The sequence below is a fragment of the Tritonibacter sp. SIMBA_163 genome, from assembly GCF_046535935.1.
In the GTDB taxonomy this organism is placed as follows: Bacteria; Pseudomonadota; Alphaproteobacteria; order Rhodobacterales; family Rhodobacteraceae; genus Epibacterium; species Epibacterium scottomollicae.
In genome coordinates this window covers 1-265 of the sequence record NZ_JAWJBP010000581.1, presented here as the reverse complement: position 1 = coordinate 265, position 265 = coordinate 1, and the positions used below count along the sequence as shown (strand labels likewise).

The window sequence follows — 265 nt, the reverse complement described above, 5'->3', positions numbered from 1 at the left end:
AAGCAGGCCCCGACGCTGGCCCAGCGGGTGCTGGAAGCGCTGCGTCAGATTCGCCAGCGGATCACCGGCAAGCAGGACACGCTCGACCGGATCATCGAGGAGTTCGAGCAGGGCTTGGGCGCTCCGACGCAGGCCAAGGAGCAGCAGGCCGCCAAGGACGAGGCGGCGCTGGAGCAGATGGGCGTCCCGCAGCGGACCGAGCGGCGGACCACGCGCGTCGCCGAACGGGCGGCCCAGCGCGGGATGCGGCGGGCCGAGCAGGAAG

General features: G+C 72.8%; 1 protein-coding gene. It reads left to right on the top strand.

Annotated features, from left to right (window positions below; translation table 11 throughout):
* The coding region (locus R0J92_RS23625) for a hypothetical protein (protein WP_411053467.1) at positions 1-265 on the top strand (265 nt) is incomplete at both ends.